This window comes from Mesorhizobium sp. M0772, from assembly GCF_040320135.1.
Taxonomy (GTDB): domain Bacteria; phylum Pseudomonadota; class Alphaproteobacteria; order Rhizobiales; family Rhizobiaceae; genus Mesorhizobium.
Genome location: NZ_JAMYPB010000007.1, coordinates 108,674 through 131,304 on the forward strand (window position 1 = coordinate 108,674; position 22,631 = coordinate 131,304).

Sequence of the window (22,631 nt, forward strand, 5' to 3'; positions counted from 1 at the left end):
GCTCTCAATCCTGGTGCAGGATGAATTCCAGATAGAGGTTGCGCTGCAGGATCGAGTGGTTGTCGTCCGAGATCAGCGACACCATCAGCGCCCCGTCATCGCGGGTCCAGACGTCGAGTCCTTCCATATTGTCGATCTGGTAGCCCATGTCGGCTTCCATCAGCACCGGCCCGTCGGCAACCGCGCCCTTCTCGACGCTTTCGCCATAGATGCACCTTAGCCGCATCCTGACACCGCCGGCCATCGAGAAACTGCGCTCCAAAAGCAGCAGGTCGCCATCCGGCAGGAAGGCGCCGTCAGTGATGTCGAAATCACCGTTGCGCTTGACCGTGAAGACGCCCTTGTGCGGCCCTTCGATGATGGCGGCATAGATGTTGCCAGCCTTGTCCAAGCTCTTTTCCGAGACCACGACGAGGCCGCCCTCGTGCTGGCCGCTAGGATTGGTGTGGGTGACGGTCTCGAAACCGCGGTTCTGTCGCAGTTCGCGGGCTGGAATCAGAAAGTTCAGTTGCTTGAACGGCGCCGTCATGTTGCTGGGGTCGATCTTGAACTGGGCGACGCGGTGATCGCGCTCGAAGCCGACGGTGGCGATGCCGTCCTTGACTGCAAGGCCCTCGGCATCGACTTCCCATTTCCTGTCGATCGGCCGGCCCTTCTCATCGACCATCTGCTGCATGCGGAAATTCTGGATGCCGGACGGCCGCTTGTCGGCATCATGGGTGATCGAGCCGAAGAACCAGAAGCCCGTATCGGCGACGCCGATGAAATCGCTACCGGGTTTGACGAACCGAAATGCCGACAGCGCGCCGAAATCGCGCGTCGTCGAGTTCATCTCAAGACCGCCGACGAATTCCAGCGGCCCAAACTGCTTGTCGGCGCTGCCGATATGGAAGGTGGTGATCGGCCGCGCCGAGACTTCGACCGGCTCGACCGCGCTTGGGCCGGCGGCGATGGCCGGCGCAAACGCCATGCCGGACAAGGCAGTGACCGCGAAGAGCATCTGCCGAAACCCGCCGCGCAAAAAAATCATCCGGCGCGCCGGTAGCCGCCGCGGCGTGTATCGCGCACGTTTTCCTCGGCGAACAGCGAGGCCAGCTGCTCGGTCATGGCGCCGGCCAGTTCCTCGGCATCGACGATGGTGACGGCGCGCCTGTAATAGCGGGTGACGTCGTGGCCGATGCCGATGGCCAGAAGCTCGACCGGCGAGCGCGTCTCGATCAGCTCGATGACGGCGCGCAGGTGCCGCTCGAGATAGTTGCCAGGATTGACCGACAGCGTCGAATCGTCAACCGGCGCGCCGTCCGAGATCATCATCAGGATCTTGCGCTGTTCGGGCCGGGCGATCAGCCGGTTGTGCGCCCATAACAACGCCTCGCCGTCGATGTTTTCCTTGAGCAGGCCCTCGCGCATCATCAGGCCGAGATTGCGCCGGGCGCGGCGCCACGGATGATCGGCGGATTTGTAGATGATGTGGCGCAGATCGTTGAGCCGGCCGGGTTTCGGCGGCTTGCCGTCCTTCAGCCATTTCTCGCGCGCCTGTCCGCCCTTCCACGCCCGCGTGGTGAAGCCGAGGATCTCGACCGAGACGCCGCAGCGCTCCAGCGTGCGCGCCAGAATGTCGGCACAGGTGGCGGCAACCGTGATCGGCCGGCCGCGCATCGAGCCCGAATTGTCGAGCACCAGCGTCACCACCGTGTCGCGGAATTTGGTGTCGCGCTCCTGCTTGAACGACAAGGGCTGCATCGGATCGATGACGACACGAACCAGGCGTGCCGGATCGAGATAACCCTCTTCGAGGTCGAAATCCCAGGAACGGTTCTGCTGCGCCATCAGGCGGCGCTGCAGCCGGTTGGCGAGCCGGCCGACGACGCCGGAGAGATTGGCCAACTGCTTGTCGAGGAAGGCGCGCAGCCGGTCGAGTTCTTCCTCCTCGCACAGCTCTTCCGCACCGACCGTCTCGTCGAAGGCGGTGGTGAAAACCTTGTAGTCGATCTCTTTCGGCAGATTGGTGAAGGGGTTGTCGTTGCGGCGGGCTTCGCCCGGCGTTTCGGCGTCCGCATCGTCATCGTCGGAAAGATCGTCGGCGGTGGCGTCGGACGCCTCCGTCTCGGACGACTGTTCGTCGTCGGCCGAGGCCTCGGCATCCTCGGACTGCGACTGCTCGGAGCCGGAATCCTCTTCGCCGCCCTCCTCGCTCTGCTCCTCGCCTTGCGGCTGGTTGTCGTCATTGTCCTCGGAGTCTTCGGTCTCCTGATCGTCGCCGAGTTCCTCGGCCATCTCCATGGACGCCAGCATCTCACGCACGACGCGGGCGAAGGCCTGCTGGTCGCCGAGCTTGGCCGACAGTCCGTCGAGATCGGCCTTGGCCTTCTCCTCGACCCAGGGTCGCCAGAGGTCGACCAGACGCTCGCCGCTCTTCGGGATCGGCCGCCCGGTCAGCTTCTCGCGCACCATCAGCGCCAGCGCTTCCTCGATCGGCGCGTCGGCCTTGTCCTTGACGTCGACAAGGTTGGCCTTGGCGTATTTGTCCTCCAGCATCGAGCCGATATTGTCGGCGACGCCTTGCATGGCGCGGCTGCCGATCGCCTCGACGCGGGCCTGTTCCACGGCGTCATAGATCGAGCGCGCCAGCTTGCCTTCCGGCGCCAGTTTGGTGTGGATGCGCTGATCGTGGCAGGCGCGCTTCAGCGCCATGGAATCGCCCAGGCCACGAGTAATCGCGATGTCTGTCTTGGACGCTTTCTTCGGCAGTTCGGGCAGTCGGGCGCGGCTGCCGGCGAGCGCCGGGCGGTCCTTGGCGAAACCGACTTCGAGCTCCTTGTCGCCGGCGATGGCGCGCATGCAGACGGTGACGGCACGCTTGAAGCTGTCGGCTTCAGACCCCGTCTTCGACTTGTTGCGCGTGTTGTCGCCCGGACCCGCCATCGAGGCTCAGCTTACCCCAGCACCACGTTGGCGGCGCTCTCGGGCAAATCCTCGCCGAAGGCGCGCTGGTAGAACTCGGCCACCACCGAACGCTCCAGCTCGTCGCACTTGTTGAGGAAGGTCAGCCGGAACGCCATGCCGATATTGCCGAAGATCTCGGCATTTTCGGCCCAGGTGATGACGGTACGCGGGCTCATCACGGTCGACAGATCGCCATTGATGAAGGCCGAGCGCGTCATGTCGGCGACGCGCACCATCTTGTTGACGATGTCCTTGCCCTTGCCGTCGCGATAGTGCTTGGCCTTGGCCAGCACGATGTTCACCTCATTGTCGTGCGGCAGGTAGTTCAGCGTGGTGACGATCGACCAGCGATCCATCTGCGCCTGGTTGATCTGCTGCGTGCCGTGATAGAGGCCGGTGGTGTCGCCGAGGCCGACCGTGTTGGCGGTCGAAAACAGCCGGAACGCCGGATGCGGGCGGATGACCCGGCTCTGGTCGAGCAGCGTCAGGCGGCCCGACGATTCCAGCACGCGCTGGATGACGAACATCACGTCCGGACGGCCGGCATCGTACTCGTCAAAGCAGAGCGCGACATTGTGCTGGTAGGCCCAGGGCAGGATGCCGTCGCGGAATTCGGTGATCTGCAGGCCATCCTTGACGACGATGGCGTCCTTGCCGACGAGGTCGATACGGCTGACATGGCTGTCGAGGTTGACGCGCACGCAGGGCCAGTTAAGGCGGGCGGCGACCTGTTCGATGTGCGTCGATTTGCCGGTGCCGTGATAGCCAGACACCATGACGCGGCGGTTGTAGGCAAAGCCGGCAAGGATCGCCAGCGTCGTCGCCTTGTCGAACAGATAATCCGGATCGATGTCCGGCACATGTTCCGAGGTTACCGAATAGGCCGGCACCACCATCTTGGACTCGAAGCCGAATTTGTCTTTCACCGACACCGTCGTGTCGGGCAAATTGGCGATGTCGCGATCGACCTTGTTCATCTCTATCCAAGTCTCCACGGGCGAAATGCCTGATTTCGCCGGCAATCGATTTTGTCCGGGGGCGGTCTTAGAGCCTTTTCCACCCTTATGAAAGTTGGAAAACGACACGAACCGTTAGGTTGCTCAGCACAAACCCGCCTGCTTGAGCACGCGATAGGCCTGCAGCACATCGCGGAACCGGTCTTCCGAACCTCTATCGCCGCCATTCGCATCCGGATGGTGGCGCTTCACAAGTTCCTTATAGCGCGCCTTGATGTCCTTGCCAGTCGCCTTTGTATCAAGGCCAAGCGTTTCCAGTGCCTTGGCCTCAAGCGGCTTGGCCTTGCGTTCGCGCGCCTCGCGCGGGTCCTTCGGCCCTTTGAACAGATCGAAGGGATCGCGCATGCGGTTGTAATAGCCGGCGCGACCGGAACGCTGCTGGGCGAAATCGGGCGAGGAGCGCGTCGAGGCGCCGGCGACGCCCATCTTCCATGTCGGCCGGTGGCCGGTCATCGCTTCCTTCTGGAAGCGGGCGATCTCGGTGTCCGGCACGCCGGAGAAGTAGTTGAAACCCTTGTTGTATTCGCGCACATGATCGAAGCAGAACTGAAAATACTCGCCTTCCTTCATGCGTCCGACCGGCGCCCGGTGAGTACCGGCCTCCTTGCAGCCGTCCCACTGGCAGATCGGCGAGTGCGACTTCAGCTCCGCATCCTTGTCGGGACGGACCCGAATTTTCTCGAAATATTTGGGGTACGGTTTCATCTCACCCATTTATGGGCTGTTCGCACGTGCGAAACAAGAATTGACATTTTCGCGATCATCGCCCTAACCGCTGAATCGCGGCATAAAGCAGGGCGAATGGCGATTTTTGAGGCGGCCCGGCGGGATCGATCCCGATTTCCCGATCACGCCTTGCAGATATGGTGAAGGGAGATGGCGATGTCCATACAGGCGACGATGGAAGACAAGCTGAACAAGGCGTTTTCGCCGGAGCGGCTGGCGATCGTCAATGAAAGCCACCTTCATGCCGGTCATCACCACCACGGCTCCGACCATCACGGTGCCTATGACGGCACCGGCGAGACGCATTTTCGCGTCCGCATCGTCTCATCCGTCTTTGCCGGCATGAGCCGCATCGACCGCCACCGCGCCGTCAACGAATTGCTCGCAGCGGAGCTGCAAGCCGGCGTCCATGCGCTGGCAATCGAACCGGCTGCACCCGGCGAAAAGACCCGTTGGTAAGTCTCTCCGCCTCAGATCACCGCTTCGATGAGAAACGGTCCCGGACGCGACAGGGCACTGTCGAGCAGCGCGTCGAACCGCTCGCACGTGTCGGCGCGGGCCGCTTCGACGCCCATGCCTTTGGCCAGCGCAACCCAGTCCAGCGCCGGATGGTCGAGATCGAGCATGCGCCTGGCGTTCTCGCCGATCTCATTGACCCCGACATTCTTCATTTCGCCATGCAGGATGGCGTAGGTCCGGTTGGAAAAGATGATGGTCACGACGTCAAGCTTTTCCCTGGCCTGGGTCCACAGTCCCTGCACCGTGTACATGCCACTGCCGTCGGCTTCGAGATTGATCACCTTGCGGTCCGGGCAGGCGATCGCCGCGCCGGTAGCCATGGGAATGCCGCCGCCGATCGATCCGCCCGTACCCATCATGTAGTCGTGCGGCGCCGCAAAGGCGGATAGCGTGAAGAACCGTCTCGCCGAGGTGACCGCTTCGTCGCAGACGATGGCATTGGCCGGAAGTTTGCGCGCCACCGACAGCGCGATGGCATCGTCCGTCAGTCTGCCGCTCAGCGTCGGTTCGTCTGGAAAGGCGGTTGCGGCGGCGAATTGCTGCGTCGGCTTGATGCCGAGCTCGTCGGCCAGCGCCTCCAGCGCCGCTTTCAGATCCTGGCCATGCGCCGCCAGCGAAAGCACCTTGCAATCGTCCCGAACCAGCCGCCCGGGCTTGCCGGGATAAGCGAAGAAGGCAACCGGCTCCTTGGCGCCGACCAGCACCAGCAAATCGATATCCCGGAGCGTGGCCGTCGCCGCATCGACCGGATAGGGAATGCGGGTCGGGGCGAACCGCCCGCGGCCGCGCTGCATGCGGGCGATCAGAACCTCACTGAACAGCCTGACATCGCTTCCCGATGAGATTCTCCCTGCGATTTCAAGTCCATCGGCGCGCGCCGCCTGCCCACGCACCACCATGCCGACACGGCCCGGCGCGGCGCGGATTGCTTCGGCGATCGTGCGCACAACAGCCATGTCGACGGCGGGCGGCGGCTCCAGCTCCACCTTGCCAGGTGAAATCGCAGCAACTTCGCCCCAGGCGGCATCCGCAGGCAGGATCAGCGTCGTGACGCCAGGCGGCGTGAGTGAGGCGCGGAAAGCCGCCTCGGCGGCCGGCACAATATCGGCCGGCCCCTTGACGCGGCCAACCCAGTTCGACATCGGCGACGCCAGGCCTTCTATGTCGCTGGTCAGCGGGGCATCGAGCGGCAGATGGTAAGAAGCATGGTCGCCGACAATGTTGATCATCGGGCTGCGCGCACGCCTTGCGTTGTGCATGTTGGCCAAACCGTTGGCGAGACCCGGTCCGGTATGCAGCAACGTTGCTGCCGGGCGGTCGGTCATGCGCGCATAGCCGTCGGCGGCGCCGGTCACCACGCCCTCGAACAGGCCGAGCACGCAGCGCATCTGAGGTTTGCGGTCCAGTGCGGCAACGAAATGCATTTCGGATGTGCCAGGATTGGCGAAGCAGACCGTGACGTCATTGGCCAGGAGCACGTCGCACAGCAGATCGGCGCCATTCATGATTTTCTTTCCCAATCGACAATTCAGGAACAATTGCACCTGTAGGCGCCGGGTCGGCAATGTCCCGCCGGGGCTTTTGGTCTGATCCAGGACGCCTCGCGGGGATCCGGGATCAACCGACGGTCGCATTCAGGAAGGCCAGCATCGCGGCGGTCAACGCGTCGACGTCCTCGCCGAAGTCGTGATTGATCGACATATGCGTGTAGGCGTTGCCGTCGAACAGCGTCACTTCAGTGCCGGTGGCGCGCAGGCGCTTGGCAAAGCCTTCGATTGGTCGTCGCAGCCTTCGGCGCGCGAATAGGCGATGAAGGTCGGCGGATGCTTGTGTCCATCGAGATAGCTGGCCGGCGACAACGCCGCCCATCAGCGCCGCAGCACCGGGCAACCCGCCATTCCAGCCACTCCGAATGTTTCCTCCCAAGCCTTCTACCCGGATTGCAGCCACTCTCCTTCATGTGAAGGGAACCAACAATGCTTTCCGACAGTTGAAGGTGATGAGGCGATTGGAATCCAGATCGGCTCCGAGGGCAGAACATCATGCGTGCAACCCAATCCGACGTCTTCGATCTTTTTTCGGAAATTTATGCCAATGCGGCGGACGAAGAGGTCAGCATCCAACAGTATCTTCTTGCCTGTCGGGAAGACAAATCGATGTACGCTTCGGCTCCCGAAAGGATGGTCGACGCAATCGGCGAACCAAAACTGGTTGACACCAGCAAAGACGAGCGGCTCGGCCGCATTTTCGCGAATCGGACCCTCAAGGTCTACCCTCATTTTTCCGACTTCTATGGAATGGAGGATACGATCGAGCGCATAGCCGGGTATTTCCGCTATGCCTCGCAGGGGCTCGAAGAACGCAAGCAGATCCTCTATCTCCTCGGCCCGGTCGGCGGCGGCAAATCCTCTCTGGCCGAGCGCCTGAAGAAACTGATGGAGCAGCGCCCGATCTACACGCTGAAGGTCGGCAACCAGATCAGCCCGGTTTTCGAGTCGCCGCTTGGGCTGTTCCATCCCGATCACATGGGTGATCTGCTAGAGGATAAATACGGCATAGCCCGGCGCCGGCTGAACGGATTGATTTCGCCATGGGCGGCCAAGCGCCTCGACGAATTGTCTGGCGACATTTCCAAATTCAGCGTCGTCAAGCTGATGCCTTCGCGGCTGCGCCAGATCGGCATTGCCAAGACCGAACCTGGCGATGAGAACAATCAGGATGTCTCGGCCCTGGTCGGCAAGGTCGACATCAGGCAATTGGAAAATTTTAGCCAGTCCGACCCCGATGCCTATTCCTATAGCGGTGGCCTGAACCGGACCACGCAAGGTCTGCTTGAATTCGTCGAGATGTTCAAGGCACCCATCAAGGTTCTGCATCCGCTGCTGACCGCGACACAGGAAGGCAGCTACAACGGCACTGAAAATTTCGGCGCCTTTCCCTACCAGGGGATCATCGTCGCCCATTCCAACGAGTCGGAATGGCAACAGTTCAAGAGCAACAAGAACAATGAGGCGTTTCTCGATCGCATCCTGGTGGTCAAGGTACCCTATTGCCTGCGGATCACCGAAGAGAGGCAGATCTATGAGAAATTGCTGCGTGAGAGCGAGTTGGCCGCCAGCCCCTGTGCCCCTGAAGTTTTGGACATCCTCAGCCGCTTTGCAGTTTCGACGCGCTTGGCCGAGCACGACAACTCGCCGCTCTACACCAAGATGCGCGCCTATGACGGCGAAAATCTGAAGGAAGTCGATCCCAGGGCAAAGTCGGTCCAAGAGTATCGCGACGCCGCCGGCGTCGATGAAGGCATGACGGGCGTCAGCACGCGCTTTGCCTTTAAGATCCTTTCGCAGACATTCAACTTCGATAATGAGGAGGTGGCCGCCGATCCTGTGCATCTGATGTACATTCTGGAGGAGGCGATCAAGCGGGAGCAGTTCCCGAAGGAAACGGAAGCGGCCTATCTTGAATTCATCAAGTCGGAGCTTGCGGCGCGCTACGCCGAGTTTATCGGCCACGAAATCCAGAAGGCCTATCTGGAGTCCTATAGCGAATACGGCCAGAACCTCTTCGACCGCTACATCGCCTATGCGGATGCCTGGATTGAGGACCAGGACTACAAGGACCCCGACACCGGCCAGATCCTCAACCGGGAGATCCTGGACAACGAACTTTCGCAGGTCGAGAAACCGGCAGGCATCGCCAATCCCAAGGACTTCCGTAACGAGGTGGTGAAGTTCACTCTGCGCGCTCGCGCAAGAAACCACGGCCGCAACCCGTCATGGACCAGCTATGAAAAACTGCGCGAGGTCATCGAGAAGCGGATGTTCGGACAGGTCGAGGACCTCTTGCCGGTGATCAGCTTCGGCTCCAAGCAAGACAGCGTTACGGAAAAGCGCCATAACGAATTCGTACAGCGCATGATCGAGCGTGGCTACACAGAACGGCAGGTACGCCGGCTGGTGGACTGGTACATGCGGGTGAACAAGGCGGGTTGACAGAGCCGGATGGTTCCATGCCGATCTTCATCGACCGTCGCCTGAACCCCAAGGACAAGAGCCTTGGCAATCGACAGCGCTTCCTCAGGCGTGCTCGCGAGGAGTTGAAGCGGAGCATTCGCGATCAAATCCGCACTGGCAGGATCGCCGACGTGGATACCGAGCACGCCGTGCCCATGCCTGAAAGGAAAACGGCCGAGCCGAGCTTCAACGATGACAGGGCCAGCGGACGGCGCCGACACATCCTTCCGGGCAACAGGCATTTTTCCCCTGGAGACCTGCTCCCGAAGCCGCATGGGGGCGGCGCGGCGTCGTCGCCAGGAAACACGGCGTCGGAAGACGATTTTCGTTTCGTGCTGTCACGCGAGGAGGTGCTCGAACTCTTTTTTGAGGATCTCGAACTGCCCGACCTGGTTAAGCTCAATCTCAAGGAAATCCTTGCCTTCAAGCCGCGCCGGGCCGGCTTCGCGGCAACTGGTTCCCCGACCAACATCAATGCCGGCCGCACGATGCGCAACAGCCTAGGCCGGCGCATTGCGCTGAGGCGCCCCACGCAGCAGGAACTGGAGGCGATCCTCCGGGAAATCGTCACGCTTGAGTCGGCCCCGGCCGGCGCGGCGGTGCGCCAGCGCATCGCGGAATTACGCGACGAGCTTGACCGGCTGGAGCGACGGCGCAGGCGAATTGCCTTTGTCGATCCGGTCGATATCCGATTCAACCGCTTCGACGCCCGGCCGGTGCCGAATGCCAATGCCGTCATGTTCTGCCTTATGGACGTGTCCGGATCGATGGGCCAACGCGAAAAGGACTTGGCCAAACGCTTCTTCGTGCTGCTGCACCTGTTCTTGAAACGGCGCTACGAACGCACGGAGATCGTCTTCATCCGCCATACCCATGAGGCGCACGAAGTGGATGAGGACACGTTCTTCTACAACACGCAGAGCGGCGGTACGATCGTCTCCACCGCGCTCGACGAAATGCACCGCATTATCGGCCAGCGCTATCCTGCCAGCGAGTGGAACATTTACGCCGCGCAGGCCTCTGACGGGGACAATTTCACCACCGATTCCGAGCGATGCATAGAGCTCATGAACGGCAAGCTCATGCGCCTGTGCCAGTATTTCGCCTATGTCGAGATCATCGACGAACGCGAGAGCCACATATTCGGTGCTACCGAAAACGGGACGTCGCTTTGGCGCGCCTACAGTACGATCGAGCTGAAATGGCCCAACTTCCAGATGAGCCGCATCGCTGCTCCCGCGGATATTTACCCGGTCTTCCACCGGCTCTTCGCCACGCAGCCGGTGGCCATCAAGAGCGCTTGAGAGAGAGAGATGGTCAGGCGAGCCAACGAAACGAATTTGTTGTTTTCCGGTTCCGACTGGAATTTCGAGAAATTATCGCGGGCTTTTGAAGAGATCGAGGCGATCGCGGTCGACGAGTTGCATCTCGATACTTACCCGGTCCAGATGGAGATAATCTCCTCCCAGCAAATGCTCGACGCCTACTCATCTATCGGCATGCCACTGATGTATCGGCATTGGTCGTTCGGCAAACATTTCCTTCACCAGGAGCTTCTTTACCGTAAGGGTGGTCGGGGGCTGGCCTATGAACTGGTCATCAACTCCAATCCCTGCATCGTCTACCTCATGGAGGAAAACACCATGGCCTTGCAGGCCCTTGTGACGGCCCACGCGGCGCTTGGCCACAATCATTTCTTCAAGAACAATCATCTGTTTCAGCAATGGACCGACGCCGGGGCAATCCTGGGTTATCTGGACTTCGCCAAGGGCTACATCGCCCGGTGCGAGGAGCGGCACGGCCTTGCAGCAGTGGAGGCTATTCTCGATTCCGCCCATGCGCTGATGGAACAAGGGGTGTTCCGCTACCACCGGCCGCCAAAGCTCTCGTCGGAGCGACAGCGCGAAGGGCTTCGCGAGCGCCTCGAATACGAAGAGCGCTCCTACAACGATCTGTGGCGCACGCTGCCGCCGTCGCAGAACAAAAACAAGTCCGGCAATGAGGATCAAGGGATGGCGGAGCGCAAGAGATCGCTCAACCTTCCCGAGGAAAACCTCCTTTATTTCCTCGAGAAGAACAGCCTGATCCTGGAACCCTGGCAGCGCGAGATCATCAGGATCGTCCGCGTCATCGCGCAATATTTCTACCCGCAGCGACAGACTCAAGTCATGAATGAAGGCTGCGCCACCTTCGTGCATTATACGCTCATGAACATGCTATTCGATCGCGGCCGGATCGGCGAAGGTGCCATGCTCGAAATCCTGCGCAACCATTCGAACGTGATCTTCCAGCCGGCCTTTGACGATCCCCGGTTTTCAGGCATCAATCCCTATGCCCTCGGCCTCGACATGATGCAGGACATACAGCGCATTTCGACCGAGCCGACGGCGGAGGACCGCGACTGGTTCCCGGACATTGCAGGACATGGCAACTGGCGCGAGGTCCTGCTTGAGGCCTGGGCCAACCACCGCGACGAATCCTTTATCCGCCAGTACCTCAGCCCGAGCTTGATCCGAAAATGGCGGTTCTTCGTGCTTGGCGATGGAGCCGACCAACCGCATTTCGAAGTCGCCTCGATCCACAACGAACGTGGCTATCACAAGATACGGGCCGAGCTAGCCCACGGTTACGACCTTGGAGCGAATCGGCCGGACATCCAGGTGATTGATGTCGACCTGCTCGGCGACCGGCAGTTGCGACTGCAACACAGGGTAAAGGATGGTGTTGTGCTCGAAGGGGCCAGCCGTGACGCGACGCTGCGCCATGTCCGCAGCCTCTGGGGCTACGAGGTCAGCCTGGTCGCAGTTGACGCTCAAACCGGTGCGACCATCCACGAACGGTCTACGAGCCAGATCGCGGCATAAGCTCGGCAAAGAGCGTCATGTGGCGGGCCTGCTCGGTACCTTTAAGATTCGCCCGCCGGCCTGATCCTGATTCTGGCGATCCGGTTTTTGTCGCGCTTCATCACCACGAAGCGCTTGCCGTGGAAGGTGAAAGCCTGCTTTTCCTCGGGGATCGACTGCGTCTCGTGGATGACCAGGCCGGCAATGGTGGTCGCTTCCTCGTCAGGCAGGTTCCAGTCGAGCGCCCGGTTGAGATCGCGGATCGGCACGGTGCCGTCGACGACCACGGAACCGTCCGCCTCCTGCTTCACGCCCTGAATGTCTACATCGTGCTCGTCGGCGATCTCGCCAACGATCTCCTCGATAATGTCCTCCAGCGTCACCAGCCCTTCGACCTCGCCATATTCGTCGACGACGATAGCGAAATGCGCCTTGGCGCGCAGGAAGGCGTTGAGCTGTTCCTGCAGCGTCGTGGTGTCGGGCACGAACCAAGGCTTCGAAGCGATCTTCATCACGTCGATCCGGGAAAAGTCGTTGCCGACCTCGTTCAGCGCTCGCAGCAGGTCCTTGGCGTGCAGCACGCCGACAATGTTGTCGAGAGAGCCTTTCCACAACGGCATGCGGGTGTGCGGGCTTTGCAGGATCTCGCGCACCACCGCTTCCGGCCCATTGTCGGCATTGACCGAGCGCATATTGGTGCGGTGGACCATGATGTCGGAGACTTCGAGCTCGGCGAGATCGAACAGCCCGCCGACGCGGTCGCGGTCCTCACGCACCATCTGGCCGTCGCGGCGGAAATCGTCGACCGCGCCGCGCAACTCGTCCTGTGTCGAGCGCTGCGGCTCGATGCGCGACAGCTCATAGCCGAACATGGCAAGCAGGCGCGTGCGCACGGCCAGGACCAGCAGGATGAGGATGGCAAGGACGGCGACGACGGTCCAGCCGGGCTCGTTGATCATCGCTGCCGGCTTTCCTGGCCCGGGTGGTTCTCCCTGAGGAACGAAAGCACTTCCGACGCCGGTACATCCTTGGCAATAAAAGCCTGGCCAACGCCGCGCGTCAGGATGAAGGTCAGCGCGCCGCGCGACACTTTCTTGTCCTGGGTGATGAAGCCAAGCAGCGCCTCGGCATCGGGCAACTCACCAGGGATGTCGGCCATCCGCCAGGGTAGACCGACGGCGCGAAGATGCGCCTCCACGCGCGCCGCGTCGTCCGGGCTGGCCAGATTGAGCCTTGCGGAAAAGCGGTGCGCCAGCGCCATGCCGATGGCGACGCCTTCGCCATGGACGAGGCGGGCGCCATCATACTGTGTGGCGCCTTCCAGCGCATGGCCGAACGTGTGGCCAAGATTGAGCAGTGCGCGGTCGCCGGTTTCGAACTCGTCGCGGGCGACGACATCGGCTTTGGCGCGGCAGGCCTCGGCAATCGCCTCCGCCCGTTCCGCACCACCGGCGAACACCTTTTCCCAGTTCGCTTCCAGCCAGGCGAAAAACGCCGGTCGGTCGATCAACCCGTATTTGGCAAGCTCGGCATAGCCGGCGCGAAATTCGCGGATCGGCAGCGTGTCGAGCACTTCGGTGTCGGCCAGCACCAGCTTCGGCTGATGGAAGACGCCGACCAGATTCTTGCCGCGCGGGCTGTTGATGCCGGTCTTCCCACCGACCGAGGAATCGACCTGCGCCAGCAGCGAGGTTGGAATCTGGACGAAATTCATGCCGCGGCGCACGATGCCGGCGGCAAAGCCGGTCAGGTCGCCGATGACGCCACCGCCGAGCGCAATGACGACATCGCCGCGCTCCAGCTTGGCGGCGAGCACGCCGTCGACCACCTCTTCGAGATGGGCAAAGCTCTTGGTCTTTTCGCCGGCCGGCAAAGTGATGACGGCAGGCTGGATGCCGCCTGTTTCCAGACCGGCCTTCAGCGCGTCGAGATGTGCCGCCGCGACATTGTCGTCGGTGACCACCGCCGCCCTCGTGCCGGGCAGGCGGCGCGAAATCTCGGCGCCGGCGCGCGCCAAAAGGCCAGGGCCGATCAGGATGTCATAGGCACGCTCGCCAAGGCCGACCTCGACAGTGACCGGTTCGCTCACAGCCGCACCTCGCCTGGCGCAGTCGGAGCCGGAATGCCGAAATGCCCGCACAGCGCGTCGACAACCTCCGTCGCAATGACCTCCTTGCGGTCGTCGCGTGTCGGCACGGTGATGTTGGACGTGGCATAGACCGGGTAGCGCTCGCCCATCAGTCGCTCGAGCACGGCGCGCGGATCGGCGCTTTTGAGCAACGGCCGGTTCTGCTTCTTGGACACGCGTTCCATCAATAGGTCGATCTCGGCCTTCAGCCACACCGACACGCCATGCCCGGCGATCGCTTCCCGCGTCTGCGCATTCATGAACGCGCCGCCGCCGGTCGACAGCACCTGCGGCCCACTCTCCAGCATGCGCAGGATGACGCGCTGCTCCAATGCCCGGAATTCGGTCTCGCCATAGCGTTCGAACAGTTCCGGCACCGTCATGCGCGACACGGTTTCGATCTCCTGGTCGCTGTCGACGAAGGGCAGCGACAGCATCGTCGCCACCTTGCGGCCGATCGCCGTCTTTCCGGCGCCCATCAGGCCGACAAAGACGATCGAGCGGCTGCCCAGCCTGTCGAGCAGCGCGGCATGGCTATCGCCGGGAGGATTTGCTGGTAACGCGTTCATGAGACCATGCTGTTTCTAAGCCGTCTTTGCCGGCGTATCGACATCAAAAGCCCGTTTGCGTCAAGCACAGCGCCTTTCGCACGCAGAGCCCTTCGTCCTTGAATTGACGGAATTAGCGTCCCATAAGGACACAGGGCTTGGAATCGCAGAGCAAGAAGACGGGCGAAGATTGATGCCGACACTGTTCCGCTTTGTCGTGACGATGATGATTCTTGCCGGCATTGCCTATGGTACGATGGTGGCGTTGGCGATGTTCGTCGAGCCGAAAAAAGCCGAAATCACCGTGCGCATTCCACCGGAAAAGCTGAACCCCAAGAAAAACTGACCCAAAACTGACCCCTGGAACATGAACAGCGCGGCTCGCATCGAAGCCTTTCTCGAGATGATGAGCGCCGAACGCGGTGCCGCTGCAAACACGCTGTCTTCCTACCGCCGTGATCTCGAAGACGCTTCGCAGCAGATTGCCGGCGGGCTTGCCGCTGCCGCCGCAGCCGACATCCGCGCCTATCTCGACGATATCGCGGCGCGCGGCTTTGCGTCGACGTCGCAGGCGCGCAAACTGTCGGCGATCCGCCAGTTCTTCAAGTTTCTCTACGCCGAGGGCTTGCGCGGCGACGACCCGACCGGCACGCTGGACAGTCCGAAAAAGGGCCGGCCGCTGCCCAAGACGATGAGCGAGGCCGATACCGGTCGGCTGCTCGACCGCGCCGCGCTTGAGACAGGCGATGCCGTCAATGGTGACCGGGTGGCTGCACTGCGCCTGCACGCTTTGGTGGAGGTGCTCTATGCCACCGGCCTGCGCGTCTCCGAACTTGTCGGCCTGCCGGTGACCGTCGCCCAGCGCGACGACCGCTTCTTCATGGTGCGCGGCAAGGGCGACAAGGAGCGCATGGTGCCGCTGTCGGCCAAGGCCCGCATGGCGATGCGGGCATGGCTCACGGCCCGGGCGTCGGTGCCGGCTTTCGCCGACAGCCCGTTTCTGTTCCCGGCCGCCGGCGACAGCGGCTTTCTCTCCCGGCAGGTCTTTGCCCGCGACCTAAAAGGCCTTGCCGCGCGGGCCGGCATATCGGCGGCCAAAATTTCGCCGCATGTGCTGCGCCATGCTTTTGCCAGCCATCTCCTGCAGAACGGCGCTGATCTCAGGGCGGTGCAGCAGCTGCTCGGCCACGCCGATATCTCGACCACGCAGATTTACACGCATGTGCTGGAAGAGCGGTTGGTGCGGCTGGTCAACGATCATCATCCGCTTGCCGACTAGGCCTCATATCGCTATGTGAGGGCAACGTGCCCGCGCGGAGCCTACATCTGCGCGATGTTTGCCTTCCGACGCATCGGTCCGCTCAAGAATGTACAATTACCTCGATTTCGAAAAGCCGGTGCAGGACCTTGAACTCAAGATCCTCGAGCTGAAGAAGCTTGCGGAGAATGGCGAGGCGGTCGACGTCGGCGACGAAATCAGCCGGCTCGAGAAGCGCGTGCGCGACGCGCTGCGCGACATCTACAAGGCGCTGACGCCGTGGCAGAAGGTGCAGGTCGCGCGCCACACCGACAGGCCGCATTGCCTCGACTACATCAAGGGCCTGTTCAGCGATTTCACGCCGCTCGCCGGCGACCGCAATTTCGGCGAGGACCAGGCGATCATCGGCGGCTTCGCTCGCTTCCGCGGCGAACCGGTGGCCGTCATCGGCCAGGAAAAGGGCTCCGACACGGCGAGCCGGCTCAAGCACAATTTCGGCTCAGTGCGTCCTGAAGGCTACCGCAAGGCCGTGCGGCTGATGGAACTTGCCGACCGTTTCCAGATTCCACTTCTGACGCTGGTCGACACCGCCGGCGCTTATCCCGGCGTTGGCGCCGAGGAACGCGGTCAGGCTGAAGCCATCGCCCGCTCAACCTCGGCCTGCCTCGGCCTCAAAGTGCCATCGATTTCGGTCGTCATCGGCGAAGGCGGTTCGGGCGGCGCCATTGCGATCGCCACCGCCAACCGCGTCTACATGCTGGAACACGCCATCTATTCGGTGATCTCGCCGGAAGGCGCTGCCTCGATCCTGTGGCGCGACACGACGCGCTCGAAAGATGCGGCGACCAACATGAAGATCACCGCCCAGGACCTTCTGGAAATGAAGATCATCGACGCCATCATTGCCGAGCCGCTCGGCGGCGCCCAGCGCGCGCCCGAAACGGTGATCGCCGCCACCGGCGACCTCATCGCCAAGACGATGAAGGATTTTGCCGGCGCCAACACCGATTTTCGCGAACAGCGCCGCGAAAAATATCTGGCGATGGGCCGCAGCCTCTGATTTTGGCCGGCAGCGCACCGCAATGTGGCGTCAAGGAGCAATTTCGCCACAAAAATGCCGCCGCATTCGGCTCAATAAAAAATCCGTGACACCGGGCGAATTGCCGTGGGGGGCGCCGTCCGACGCTTGCGGTAAGGAATTTTCAAGGTTAACGGGCTTAGGGTCCGTCAGTGTTCAGCATGCAGGCCCGGGCGCTATCCGGCCGTGCCGCGAGAAAAAGACATAGCCGTATCCATGTTTACCAAGCTTGCCCGCACTGGACTTCTGATCGCCGCGCTTGGCGTTGCCGGCTGCAACGATTCCTCGATGAAGAATTTTGCGCCGGAAGCCAGCAAACCGCTGCCGGACAAGATCCTGGCCGACATGAAGGCCAAGGGCATGATCCGCACCTCGTCGGTGATGGCTCGCATCTTCAAGGAAGAAGGCAAGCTCGAAATCTGGAAGGCCAAGACCACCGGCCGCTACGAGATGGTCGCCAGCTACGATATCTGCAAATGGTCGGGCAAGCTCGGCCCAAAATACACCGAGGGCGACCGCCAGGCGCCGGAAGGTTTCTATACGGTCCGCCCGTCGCAGATGAATCCGCGCTCGAACTATCATCTGTCCTTCAACATCGGCTATCCCAACGCCTATGACCGTGCCAATGGCCGCACCGGCGCCAATCTGATGGTGCACGGCGCCTGCTCGTCGTCGGGCTGTTATTCGATGACCGACCCGCAGATCGAGCAGATCTACGCTTTTGGTCGCGATGCCTTCCAGGGCGGCCAGACCGAGTTCCAGATCCAGGCCTTCCCGTTCCGCATGACCGCCGCCAACATGGCGCGCTACCGCAACGACCCGAACTATGAGTTCTGGAAGATGCTGAAGGTCGGTTACGACAATTTCGAGATCACCAAGGTGCCGCCGAAGGTCGATGTCTGCGACAAGCGCTATGTCTTCAACCAGGTGGCGCCCGAGGGCACGACATTCGATCCGACTGGCGCCTGCCCCGCGACCACGCAGCCCGATTCGCTGAAGAGCGCACTCAACGCATATCAAAGCAGCTATGACGCGGCCTTCACCGGCGCGGTCAAGGCCAGCGTGCCGGCGCCCAAGCCAACCATTGCCGGCATCAAGGAAGCCAGCATCGTTTCCGACTGGTCGAAGCGCCGCGCCCGGGGCGAGCGCGTGCCGATCGAACCGCCGTCGCTGAATTCCGACGGCACGCTGACCGAGACGGCGCGCATGGGCCGCATCGATTCGCCGGCCGGCCGCAAGATGGCGGCACTGGACGCAGAGAAGGAAGCCAAGCGCAAGGCCGAGGAACAGCGGGTTGCGGCCATCGAAGCCGCGAAAGCCGCCAAGGCCCAGGCACTGGCCGAAAAGCAAGCGGCAAAGGCCCAAGCGCTGGCCGAAAAGGCAGCAGCCAAGCAGGCCGCCCAGCAGCCGGTCGCCACTGCGAGCGTCGAGGCGGCGCCTGCAGAACCGCCGGCGGACGAAAGCCGGATGTCGAAGATCAAGAACAAGCTGCTAGGCATGTTCGGCGGCTGAGGTTTTCGCCTTGCCGATGCATGCCGCCCAAAAGTGCGCCGCGGTTTTGGGACAAAGACATGCATGAAGACAAACAAACAAATCACACCGCGATCTATGACCTCAAGGGCCTGAATTGCCCCCTGCCCGTTCTCAAGGCGAAAAAACGCTTGGCGGCAATGCGGCCGGGCAGCCGGCTTTGGCTGGAGACCACCGATCCGCTGGCGGTCATCGACATCCCCGCCTTTTGCGCCGACGCTGGCCACCAGCTTGTTGAAACATCAGCCGTCAGCGGCGGCCACCGCTTCCTGGTCGAACGCGGCGCAGAGCGAGCCTGACAATCAGCCCCCGGCTATCGCCAGCGGATTGCTCTCCAGCGCCGCGCGATCCGGCGTGTCGATCGACGGCCGGTTGGTGAAGGCGGAAAACAGCCGGCGCACATAATCTTCCGGCATATCTAGCGTGATCAGCACCAGCCTGGTGCCGCGCTGGCCGTCCGGCCAGGCCAGCAGCCGCGCCGGCGGATGCAGGATCTTCTGCACCCCGTGGACGACAAGCGGCCGCGACGGATCCTCCGCAAGCTCGATGACGCCCTTCATCCGCAAAAGCTTGTCGCCATGCGCAGAACGCAGCAGGTCAAGGAACATCTCGATCGCCGAAAACGGCACCGGGCCGTCATGGACCAGCGAGTAGGAGCGCACGCGGGAATCGTGGCGGTGGTGATGCTCATGCTCGCCGTGGTCATGATCATGATGATGATGGTGCTCATGGGCGGCTTCTTCGCCGAGCCAGCGCCGGACATCGGCGGATTTGGTCGCCGGATTGTAGAGGCCGCAATCGAACAGCGCCGCGACGCCGGTTCGGCCGTCGCCGGCGTCCAGCACCACGGCGCCTGGATTGAGCTGATGGAGTCGCGTTCGCAAAGCATCGACGTCGCCGGGATCGCTGGCCAGATCGACCTTGGTCAGCACGATGCGATCGGCGACCGCCACCTGCTTGACCGCCTCGACATGGCCGTCGAGCGTCGCATTGCCGTTGACCGCGTCGACCAGCGTGATGACGCCATCAAGTCGGAAGGCCTGCACAAGGGCGGGATGCGCCATGATCGACTGCAGCACCGGCGCCGGATCGGCGAGCCCGGTGGTTTCGACAACGACGCGGGCAAGGCGGGCGATACGGCCGGTCTGCAGCCGGTCGACGAGGTCAGCCAGCGTATCGACCAGTTCGCCGCGCACCGTGCAGCACAGACAGCCGTCGGACAACTGGATGATGCCGTCCGAGGCCTGCTCGACCAGCAGGTGGTCGATCGCCACCTCACCGAATTCGTTGATGATGACGGCCGTGTCGACCAGTGCCGGATCTTTGAGCAGCCGGTTGAGCAATGTCGTCTTGCCGGCGCCGAGAAAGCCGGTGACCACCGTGACGGGTATCGGAAAGCCAGCCATCGCCTAGTTCGCGGCTTTGACCAGCTGGTCGCCCTGCACCGCGGTTGCCTGGCCCACCACGGCCGGTTCGGCGCCCTTTGGCGCCGGAATGTCTGGCCGCCAGCTCGGCAGCGGCACATCGGCGTATTCCTGGCCGCCCTGGTCGAGCATCGCCTTCGGCGCCGGCCCGGTGGCGCCGCCGAGGCCCACGGCAACCAGCGTCGGCACGTGGTCGAGCTTTTCCTGATAGGGCGATTTCGGCACGTCGGCACCCTTCGCGGCCACCGGCGGAGCCGCCTCGGACTGCTCGTGCGGCGCCTTCTTCCTGCAGATCTCATCATGCATGTCGTTGGGTGACATTGTATCGCCATAGGAAGGCATGGCCGCGACCGTGAGCCAGTTCGGGTCGGGCATGGCAAAGCCCTGGTCAAGCAGCCTGGCGGCGGTCTCGGCACGGCTGATCGCCGATTTTTCGCCGAGCACGACCGCGACCAGCGTGCGGCCATTGCGTGTCGCCGAGCCGATCATGTTGAAGCCCGAGGGACAGACGAACCCGGTTTTCATGCCGTCGGCGCCGGGATAGCGCCCGATCAAGAGATTGTAGTTGGAGATCGCCTTCTTGCCGACGGCAAGGCCTTCGATCGAGAACCAGGGGGCGTATTGCGGGAATTCCTTGCGGATCGCCATCACCAGCAGGGCAAGATCGCGCGCCGTCGTATACTGCTCCGGCGAAAACAGTCCGTTCGGATTGACGAAATGCGTTCCGGTCATGCCGAGCCGCGCCGCCTCCGCATTCATGCGAACGGCGAATCCGGCCTGCGAGCCGCCTATGTTTTCGCCGATGGCCATGGCGATATCGTTGGCCGATTTGACCAGCATCATCTTCAACGCATTGTCGAGCCGCATCACCGAGCCCGGCTTGAAGCCCATCTTGCTCGGCGGTTCGCCCGCCGAATGCTTGGTCACCTTGATCGGTGAATCGAGCTGGACCTCGCCGGCGGCAATCGCCCGGAAGGTGACATAGGCGGTCATCAGCTTGCTCAGCGAAGCGGGATACCAGCGCTTGAAGGCGTCCTGGTGCTGCAGAACCTTGCCGCTGTTGAGGTCGAACAGGATCACCGGATTGGCCAAAGCTGGCCCAGCCAGCATGGGTAGCGCCAAGCCGCCCGTTAGCAGTAATTTGAGGATATGGCTGTGCCGCATCATGGAATTCGAAATCGCCTCTTGCCGTAGTCGCCCCTGGCTCCGTAAGATTTCGTTACGCGATGGCCAGCATGACCTGATCCGGCCCTCAATTTCCGGATCACATTGTCTGGGGTGCTATTTACCCTATGTGACGCCAAGATGGCAAAGTGCCAAGATGGCAACAAGCATGGCAATCACAATTGCAATCAAGCAGGCCAGATCGTCTGCTCCAACAGCGAGATGGAACCATTATGCCGATTCTCAACCGCGCCGCCGAGATGCAGGATGAAGTTGCCGGCTGGCGACGCCATCTGCACCAGACGCCAGAACTGAATTTCGATGTCTTCAAGACCGCCGCCTTTGTCACCGAGAAGCTGAAGGAATTCGGCTGCGACGACGTGGTGACGGGCCTCGGCAAGACCGGCGTCGTCGGCATCATCCATGGCCGCAAGGGGCAAGGCGCGACCATCGGCTTGCGCGCCGACATGGACGCGCTGCCGATCAACGAGATCACCGGCAAGCCCTATGCCTCGACCATTCCTGGCAAAATGCATGCCTGCGGCCATGACGGCCATACGGCGATGCTTTTGGGCGCCGCCAAATATCTGACCGAAACGCGCAATTTCGCCGGCTCGGTCGCGGTCATCTTCCAGCCGGCGGAAGAGGGCGGCGGCGGCGGCAACGAGATGGTCAAGGACGGCATGATGGAGCGTTTCGATATTTCGCGCGTCTTTGGCATGCACAACATGCCGGGCCTGCCGGTGGGCCAGTTCGCCATCCGGCCGGGCCCGATCATGGCGGCGACCGCCGAGTTCACCATCACCGTGAAGGGCCGCGGTGGCCATGCGGCGATGCCGCACGGCACGATCGACCCGATCGTCATCACCAGCCAGTTGGTCGGCGCCCTTCAGACGGTCGCTTCGCGCAGCACCGATCCGGTCGAGGCGGTGGTGGTTTCGGTGACGAAGTTCCACGCCGGCGACGCCTACAACGTCATTCCCGAGACCGCCGAGATTGCCGGCACGGTACGCACACTGAAGAAAGAGATCGCCAAGAAGTCGGAAGAGCGCATCCGCACCATCTGCGAAGGAATAGCCACCGCCTTCGGCGCGACGATCACTGTCGACTATGACGCCAACTATCCCGTGACCTTCAATCATCCGGAAGAAACGGTCTTTGCCGGCGATGTCGCGGCACATGTCGCCGGCGACACCCAGGTCCACCGCGCCATCCAGCCGGTGATGGGCGGCGAAGACTTCTCCTACATGCTGGAAGCCCGACCTGGCGCCTTCATCTTCATCGGCAATGGCGAGACCGCCGGCCTCCATCATCCGGCCTACGACTTCAACGACGAAGTCATACCGCACGGCATGAGCTACTGGGTGAAACTGGCCGAAACGGCGCTGACAGCCTGACCTGCCCCGACGAAAGGCCGGCCGATTAGCCTTCGGCCGGC

The 22,631-nt window shown here is 62.3% G+C and carries 21 protein-coding genes; 10 read left to right on the forward strand and 11 right to left on the reverse strand.

Translation table 11 applies throughout. The annotated features are described in order from the left end of the window. Positions 1-4 precede the first annotated feature (4 nt). The 4 genes from NKI06_RS06995 to NKI06_RS07010 all read right to left on the reverse strand — a co-directional run bounded on the left by NKI06_RS06995 (position 5) and on the right by NKI06_RS07010 (position 4,676). Positions 5-1,030 carry an esterase-like activity of phytase family protein gene (locus tag NKI06_RS06995; RefSeq protein WP_023711705.1) on the reverse strand — a complete coding sequence of 342 codons (1,026 nt, stop codon included), beginning with the start codon at positions 1,028-1,030 and terminating at the stop codon, positions 5-7. After that, positions 1,027-2,925 carry a cobaltochelatase subunit CobT gene (cobT, locus tag NKI06_RS07000; protein WP_352984608.1) on the reverse strand — a complete coding sequence of 633 codons (1,899 nt, stop codon included), beginning with the start codon at positions 2,923-2,925 and terminating at the stop codon, positions 1,027-1,029. Before cobT ends, NKI06_RS06995 begins: the two co-directional genes overlap by 4 nt. Positions 2,926-2,936: 11 nt before the next feature. Further along, a complete protein-coding gene (gene cobS, locus NKI06_RS07005) occupies positions 2,937-3,923 on the reverse strand; it encodes a cobaltochelatase subunit CobS (RefSeq protein WP_023670677.1) in 987 nt (328 codons plus the stop codon). A 123-nt stretch (positions 3,924-4,046) separates the two neighbouring features. Next, positions 4,047-4,676 carry a J domain-containing protein gene (locus NKI06_RS07010; protein WP_032887126.1) on the reverse strand — a complete coding sequence of 210 codons (630 nt, stop codon included), beginning with the start codon at positions 4,674-4,676 and terminating at the stop codon, positions 4,047-4,049. A gap of 168 nt (positions 4,677-4,844) precedes the next feature. On the opposite strand from NKI06_RS07010, the gene NKI06_RS07015 reads away from it, so the two are divergent. Further along, positions 4,845-5,147 (forward strand): BolA family protein, encoded by a 303-nt coding sequence (locus NKI06_RS07015; protein WP_352984610.1) that lies wholly within the window; start codon positions 4,845-4,847, stop codon positions 5,145-5,147. 11 nt (positions 5,148-5,158) lie between these two features. Here the strand turns inward: NKI06_RS07015 and NKI06_RS07020 are convergent, their stop codons facing one another. Both NKI06_RS07020 and NKI06_RS07025 read right to left on the reverse strand, forming a co-directional pair. Further along, the gene (locus NKI06_RS07020) at positions 5,159-6,712 is read right to left on the reverse strand and encodes an acetolactate synthase large subunit (protein WP_023711703.1); all 1,554 of its coding nucleotides are present in this window, start codon (positions 6,710-6,712) and stop codon (positions 5,159-5,161) included. 112 nt (positions 6,713-6,824) lie between these two features. Continuing rightward, positions 6,825-7,076, reverse strand: a complete 252-nt coding sequence (locus NKI06_RS07025) for a hypothetical protein (protein WP_245260666.1) — start codon at positions 7,074-7,076, stop codon at positions 6,825-6,827. Between the two features lie 173 nt (positions 7,077-7,249). Between NKI06_RS07025 and NKI06_RS07030 the strand changes: the two genes are divergently transcribed. From NKI06_RS07030 to NKI06_RS07040, 3 genes are read left to right on the forward strand one after another with little or no spacing between them, the layout of a single operon-like run. Next, complete coding sequence (locus NKI06_RS07030) at positions 7,250-9,199, forward strand: PrkA family serine protein kinase (RefSeq protein ID WP_023685367.1); 1,950 nt, start codon at positions 7,250-7,252, stop codon at positions 9,197-9,199. A 17-nt stretch (positions 9,200-9,216) separates the two neighbouring features. Then, the gene (locus NKI06_RS07035) at positions 9,217-10,524 is read left to right on the forward strand and encodes a YeaH/YhbH family protein (RefSeq protein ID WP_352984614.1); all 1,308 of its coding nucleotides are present in this window, start codon (positions 9,217-9,219) and stop codon (positions 10,522-10,524) included. Positions 10,525-10,533: 9 nt separating this feature from the next. Beyond that, on the forward strand, positions 10,534-12,084 hold the full coding sequence (locus tag NKI06_RS07040) for a SpoVR family protein (protein WP_023685369.1): 1,551 nt from the start codon (positions 10,534-10,536) through the stop codon (positions 12,082-12,084). A gap of 41 nt (positions 12,085-12,125) precedes the next feature. On the opposite strand, the gene NKI06_RS07045 is transcribed toward NKI06_RS07040, so the two are convergent. From NKI06_RS07045 to NKI06_RS07055, 3 genes are read right to left on the reverse strand one after another with little or no spacing between them, the layout of a single operon-like run. Continuing rightward, entirely contained in the window at positions 12,126-13,022 is an 897-nt protein-coding gene (locus NKI06_RS07045) for an HlyC/CorC family transporter (RefSeq protein ID WP_023670669.1), read from the reverse strand. Beyond that, positions 13,019-14,152, reverse strand: coding sequence for a 3-dehydroquinate synthase (gene aroB / locus NKI06_RS07050; protein WP_023694054.1), 1,134 nt, complete (start codon positions 14,150-14,152; stop codon positions 13,019-13,021). The genes NKI06_RS07045 and aroB overlap by 4 nt, the downstream gene beginning before the upstream one ends. After that, positions 14,149-14,760, reverse strand: coding sequence for a shikimate kinase (locus tag NKI06_RS07055; protein ID WP_352984616.1), 612 nt, complete (start codon positions 14,758-14,760; stop codon positions 14,149-14,151). Before NKI06_RS07055 ends, aroB begins: the two co-directional genes overlap by 4 nt. A gap of 172 nt (positions 14,761-14,932) precedes the next feature. On the opposite strand from NKI06_RS07055, the gene NKI06_RS07060 reads away from it, so the two are divergent. The 5 genes from NKI06_RS07060 (at position 14,933) to NKI06_RS07080 (ending at position 18,904) form a co-directional block, all read left to right on the forward strand. After that, on the forward strand, positions 14,933-15,085 hold the full coding sequence (locus tag NKI06_RS07060; RefSeq protein WP_023670666.1) for a hypothetical protein: 153 nt from the start codon (positions 14,933-14,935) through the stop codon (positions 15,083-15,085). A 21-nt stretch (positions 15,086-15,106) separates the two neighbouring features. Then, positions 15,107-16,018, forward strand: a complete 912-nt coding sequence (locus tag NKI06_RS07065) for a site-specific tyrosine recombinase XerD (protein ID WP_352984618.1) — start codon at positions 15,107-15,109, stop codon at positions 16,016-16,018. A gap of 88 nt (positions 16,019-16,106) precedes the next feature. Continuing rightward, a complete protein-coding gene (locus NKI06_RS07070; protein ID WP_023685389.1) occupies positions 16,107-17,057 on the forward strand; it encodes an acetyl-CoA carboxylase carboxyltransferase subunit alpha in 951 nt (316 codons plus the stop codon). A 234-nt stretch (positions 17,058-17,291) separates the two neighbouring features. Further along, positions 17,292-18,587 (forward strand): L,D-transpeptidase family protein, encoded by a 1,296-nt coding sequence (locus NKI06_RS07075; RefSeq protein ID WP_352861228.1) that lies wholly within the window; start codon positions 17,292-17,294, stop codon positions 18,585-18,587. A 59-nt stretch (positions 18,588-18,646) separates the two neighbouring features. After that, a complete protein-coding gene (locus NKI06_RS07080) occupies positions 18,647-18,904 on the forward strand; it encodes a sulfurtransferase TusA family protein (RefSeq protein WP_352666614.1) in 258 nt (85 codons plus the stop codon). Between the two features lie 3 nt (positions 18,905-18,907). Here the strand turns inward: NKI06_RS07080 and NKI06_RS07085 are convergent, their stop codons facing one another. Next, positions 18,908-20,011, reverse strand: a complete 1,104-nt coding sequence (locus tag NKI06_RS07085) for a CobW family GTP-binding protein (protein ID WP_352984620.1) — start codon at positions 20,009-20,011, stop codon at positions 18,908-18,910. A gap of 3 nt (positions 20,012-20,014) precedes the next feature. Beyond that, on the reverse strand, positions 20,015-21,193 hold the full coding sequence (locus tag NKI06_RS07090) for a D-alanyl-D-alanine carboxypeptidase family protein (protein WP_023699101.1): 1,179 nt from the start codon (positions 21,191-21,193) through the stop codon (positions 20,015-20,017). Positions 21,194-21,426: 233 nt separating this feature from the next. Here NKI06_RS07090 and NKI06_RS07095 point away from each other — a divergent pair, with 233 nt between their 5' ends. Next, a complete protein-coding gene (locus NKI06_RS07095; RefSeq protein WP_352861221.1) occupies positions 21,427-22,590 on the forward strand; it encodes a M20 aminoacylase family protein in 1,164 nt (387 codons plus the stop codon). The last annotated feature ends 41 nt before the right edge of the window (positions 22,591-22,631 follow it).